The 4,828-nt window shown below is 75.4% G+C and carries 3 protein-coding genes and 1 pseudogene; 2 read left to right on the top strand and 2 right to left on the bottom strand.

What is annotated here, in order from left to right; genetic code table 11:
• The coding region (locus ACFV6I_RS37695; RefSeq protein ID WP_380430603.1) for a DMT family transporter at positions 1-445 on the bottom strand (445 nt) is incomplete at its 3' end.
• A gap of 178 nt (positions 446-623) precedes the next feature.
• On the opposite strand from ACFV6I_RS37695, the gene ACFV6I_RS37700 reads away from it, so the two are divergent.
• Entirely contained in the window at positions 624-1,553 is a 930-nt protein-coding gene (locus tag ACFV6I_RS37700) for a LysR family transcriptional regulator (protein WP_380430606.1), read from the top strand.
• 209 nt (positions 1,554-1,762) lie between these two features.
• Positions 1,763-3,055, top strand: a complete 1,293-nt coding sequence (locus ACFV6I_RS37705) for a carbohydrate-binding protein (RefSeq protein WP_380430608.1) — start codon at positions 1,763-1,765, stop codon at positions 3,053-3,055.
• 101 nt (positions 3,056-3,156) lie between these two features.
• Here ACFV6I_RS37705 and ACFV6I_RS37710 read toward each other — a convergent pair.
• Positions 3,157-4,828, bottom strand: a pseudogene (locus ACFV6I_RS37710) (hypothetical protein); the annotation flags it as partial.

The following is a 4,828-nucleotide window of genomic DNA, read 5'->3' on the forward strand; positions in this document are numbered from 1 at the left end:
CGCCGGAGCCGATGCCGCGCCAGACCCCGAGCACGGTGAGCACGCCGACGAAGCCGAGGGCGAGTCCGGAGAGCCGGCGGGCGCCGGGGCGGCGCTCCTCGGCGACGGTGAGGACGGTGAACAGCAGGGTGAACAGCGGGGTGGTCGCGTTCATCACCCCGGCGAGGACGGAGCTGACCCGGGTCTCGCCGAACGAGAACAGCGTGAACGGCACGGTGTTGAGGAGCACCGCGACCACGGCGGAGTGCCCCCAGAGCGCGCGGTCGCGGGGGACGCGCTCGTGGCGCAGCACGAGGATCGTCCACAGCGTGACCGCCCCGAGCGCGCAGCGCCACAGCGCCACCCACAGCGGCGGCACCCCCGCCTCCACCGCCACCTTGATCAGCGCGAAGCTCGCGCCCCAGATCGCCGACAGCGCCACGAAGCCCGGCAACCAGCGCCGCACCCGGACCACCTCCACCTTCGTCCCGTTGGTTCCGTGTCGGGTTCCGTCCCGGCCCCGTCCAGGGTCCAGTCTCGGGTCCCGCCGCAGGTCCCGCCTGGGGTCCCGTCTGGACAGAGGGTGGCCCGGCGGCAGAGCATGAGTCCAACAAGTGGCAGTGCCGGATAGATGAGGAAGTCTCATGGCGTCGGAGGTCAACCTGGCCCAGCTGAGGGCACTGGTCGCGGTCGCCGACACCGGGGGGTTCGGCGCGGCCGCCGACGAACTGGGCATCAGCCAGTCCGCCGTCTCGCACGCCGTCGCCGCGCTGGAGCGGACCCTCGGCGCACCCGTCCTGCTGCGCGGCAGCCCAGCCCGGCCCACTCCCCTGGGCGAGCAGATCCTCCCGCACGCCCGCACCGCCGTCGCCTCCGCCGCCGCCGTGCGCGCCATCGCCACCCGGCACTCCGGCGGCCCCGTCGGCACCGTGCGGCTGGCCGCGCCGACCACCGTCTGCCAGGCGCTGCTCCCCGGGCTGCTCCGGGACTGGAAGGCCGCCTACCCGCAGGTCACCGTCCGGGTCTTCGAGGGCGAGGACGACGAGCTCGCCACCTGGCTGGAGGCGGGCACCGTCGACGCCGCCGTCCTGGTCGACCCCGGGCCGCTCCCGCCCGGGGCGGTCGCGCTCGGGGCCGACTCCATGCACGCGCTGCTGCGCCGCGACCACCCGCTCGCCGGACAGGAGGCCATCCACGTCGCCGACCTGGAGGACGACGACTTCCTGCTCTCCGAGGGCGGCTGTGAACGGCACATCCGCGAGGCCTTCCGCCGGGCCGGCACCCGCTTCACCCCCCGGCACCGCATCCGCGACCTCAACACGCTCATCGGCATGGTGCACGCGGGCGTCGGGGTCTCGGTGATGCCCGCGCTGGCGCTGACCATGCTCCCGGCCGACTGCGTGCTCGTCCCGATCCGGCCGGCCGTCCACCGCACGCTCACGCTCACCGGGCCGACCAGCCGGCCGTGGTCGCCTGCGGTCGGCGGGCTGCTGGCGGCGGTGGGCGCCGCGCAGGGGGCGGGTGACGCCGCGCGGGGAGTGGGGACCGGGGTCCGCGTGGCGGCGCGCGCCTGACGGGGAGCCCGTTCGGCGCCCGGCCCACCGCCGGCGCCGGGCCCCGGCTTGACCATTTTGGGGTTGACCACCCTTCCTCGACAGGTCTATACCAGTGACAGTCTTCGGCAACTACCCCCTGCCGGAGGCCCGTTCGGTCTGCGCGCCACCCCCACCTCCGGCGTGAGCAGCCCCCTCCCCCACTGCCGTCCCGCCTGGAAAGGCCCTCGATGGAACGCGCACTTCCCCCACACCCCGCCCCCCGGAACCCGCGCCGCCGCCCGCGCCGGGTCGCCGCCGCCGTGGCCGGGGTGCTCGGCCTGGTCGCCGGCGGTGTCGCCGCGCTCGCGAACACCGGCTCCGCCGCCGCCGACACCACGACCGGCCTCGGCAGCAACTGGTACGCCTCGGCGCCCTACCTGATGCCCGAGGACAACAGCCCGCCGGACGCCGCGGCGGTGATGGACGCCACCGGGCAGAAGGCCTTCCAGCTGGCGTTCATCCTGGCCCAGGGCAGCAGCTGTTCACCGGCCTGGGGCGGCACCTCCTCGATCGACACCGACACCACCATGCCCGGCGTCATCCAGACCATCCGCGGCAAGGGCGGGGACGTCTCGGTGTCGGTCGGCGGGTACGGCGGCACCAAGCTCGGCCAGGTCTGCGGCACGCCGGAGGCGACCGCCGCCGGGTACCAGAAGGTGATCACCAAGTACCAGTTGAAGGCGATCGACTTCGACCTGGAGGAGCCGGAGTACGAGAACACCGCGGCGATCCACAACGAGATCGGCGCCGCCCGGATCCTCCAGCAGAACAACCCCGGCCTCTACATCTCGATCACCACCGCCGGGACCAACGCGGGGACGGGCTGGTTCGGCACCCAGATGCTGAACGAGGCCAAGTCGCAGGGCTTCACGCCGAACAACTACTCGATCATGCCGTTCGACGGCGGGTTCAACGGCGCCGCCGCGCAGACCGACGCGCTGGTGAAGTTCAACCAGATCCTCCAGACCACCTTCGGCTGGTCCGAGGCGACGGCCTACGCCCACGAGGGCGTGTCGATGATGAACGGCCGCACCGACGCCGCCGAGTACTTCCGGCAGGCGGACTTCCAGGCCGTGCTGGACTTCGCCACCGCGCACAACCTGGCCCGGTACACCTACTGGTCGGTCAACCGGGACCGGCAGTGCACGGGCCCGGTGGACCCGGGGCTGTCCGGCTCCTGCTCCAGCGTGGCGCAGAACGACTGGGACTTCACCAAGTACACCGTGAAGTTCGCCGGGGCGACGCCGCCCACCACCTCGCCGACCACGCCTCCGACCACCCCGCCCACCACGCCGCCGACGACTCCCCCGACCACCCCCGGGGCCTGCGCCGACCCGGCGTGGAGCGCGAGCACCACGTACACCAGCGGCAGCAAGGTCTCGTACGGCGGCCACGAGTACCACGCCAAGTGGTGGACGCTGAACGAGGTGCCGAGCGCCAGCGGCCAGTGGGGCGTCTGGGGCGACGACGGCCCCTGCTGACACGGGCTGACGGGCTGACAGGTCGACGGGCCGACGCCCGGGGCCCGGGGCCCGGGGATCTGCGCACCCCGGGCCCCCGGCAGGCCAGTTCGCGGCCGTGGTCAGTCCGCGGCCGTGAACCGCTCCCGCAGTTCGGCCAGTACCTGCGCCGCCTCCGGGAGGCCGGCGGCCTCGCAGCGGGCGATGCCCGCGGTCAGCCGGGCGACGGCCGCCCCGGTACGGCCGAGGTCGGCGCCCTCGATCAGCGCGGCCAGTCGGACGGCCTCGGCCCGGGACGTCCCGGCCCGCTCGTCGCCGCCCTCGTAGACCGCGATCGCCCGCTCGACCTCGGCCAGCGCCTCCTCGTGGCGCTCGGCCATGGCCAGGCAGCGCGCCCGCTCGTAGTGCGAACCGCCGCGCAGGTACCAGGGGTTGTATTCCTGACCGGTCTGCCCGGCGTGCTCCCCGGCGGCGTCCGCCTCGGCCAGCCGGGCCAGCGCCGACGCCAGCCCCTCCGGGCCCTCGGCGTGCATGGTCAGCCGGGCGAACTCGCGTAGCGTCGCGGCCAGTTGGTCCACCTGGGGGGCCTGGGCGTGGGCCGCGAGGGCGCGGTCGAGGGCGGCCTTCGCGGCCTCCCAGCGGTCCGCCCGGGCCAGCGCCAGCGCGGCCTCGCAGGCGACCATGGTGTGGGTGTCCTGCTCCTCCCAGCCGGCGACGACGTCGGCCAGCCGCAGGTACTCCTCGGCGGCGTCCCGGTGCTCGTCCAGTTCGGTGAGGCCCCGGGCGAGGTCCAGCCGGGCCTGCGCGAGCATCCGAACGTCCAGCTCCGACGCGGCGGCGTCCAGCAGCACCGACTCCAGCACCGCGACGGCGTCGGCCGTGCGGTCGGCGGCACGCAGCACGTCGGCCAGCTGGAGACGGGCCTGCGCGGCGTCCTCGGCCGCCTCCCGGCCCTTGCGGTCGAAGCGCGCGGCCGCCTCGGTGAGCGCCCGGACCGCGCCGCCGCGGTCCCCGGCCCCCATGGCCGCGTGGCCGAGCATCAGGTAGGTGGGCGCGTACGGGTAGGAGTCGTCGCCCCAGCGGGCGGCCTCGGCGAGCGCCCGGTGGAACACCTCGACGGCCTCGGCGGGTTCGCCGCTCTGCAACAGCACCTGGCCCAGCAGGCCGAGCACCCGCGGGGTGTGCCAGGGCAGTTCGGCCGCGTCCAACTGGGCGAGCACCTCGCGCAGTTCGGCGGTGGCCTCGGCCAGCCGGCCCTGCCGGGCGGCCGCGTCGGCCAGGTACTGGCGGGAGGTGGCCGCGCGGCGGGCGGAGCCCAGCTCCACGGCGGTGCGGTGGTAGCCGCCGGCCGCCGCCTCGAAGCGCTCGACGGCCTCGGCGGGCGGCTCGGGCAGCGCCTCGACCAGGTCGTGGTGGGCCGCGTAGGCGCGGACCTGCCACACGATCAGGTGGTCGTCGTCGGCCATCGTGCCGGCGGCCCGCAGCTCCTCGGCCCGGCGCAGCACCTCGTCGAGCGCCGGCCAGTCGGCCACCGCGCCCTCGACGTCGCCGAGTTCCACGATCAGCGCGCGGGCCCGGGCCATCAGGGCCTGGCCGGGCAGCCCGGCCTGCTCGAACAGCTCGGCGGCGGCCAGCAGCCCGGCCCGGCCGTCGGCGTGCTCGTCCCGCTCCAGCGCCTGGTGGGCCCGCTGCTCGGCGAGTTCGGCGCGCAGCCGCCCGGGGCTGCCGACCGCGGTGCCCTCGGGGTGGGCGAAACCGTCGGCGGCGGCGCGTTCGGCGATCCGCCGCCAGAGC

Origin of the sequence: Kitasatospora sp. NPDC059803, from assembly GCF_042732255.1 — a bacterium.
In the GTDB taxonomy this organism is placed as follows: domain Bacteria; phylum Actinomycetota; class Actinomycetes; order Streptomycetales; family Streptomycetaceae; genus Kitasatospora.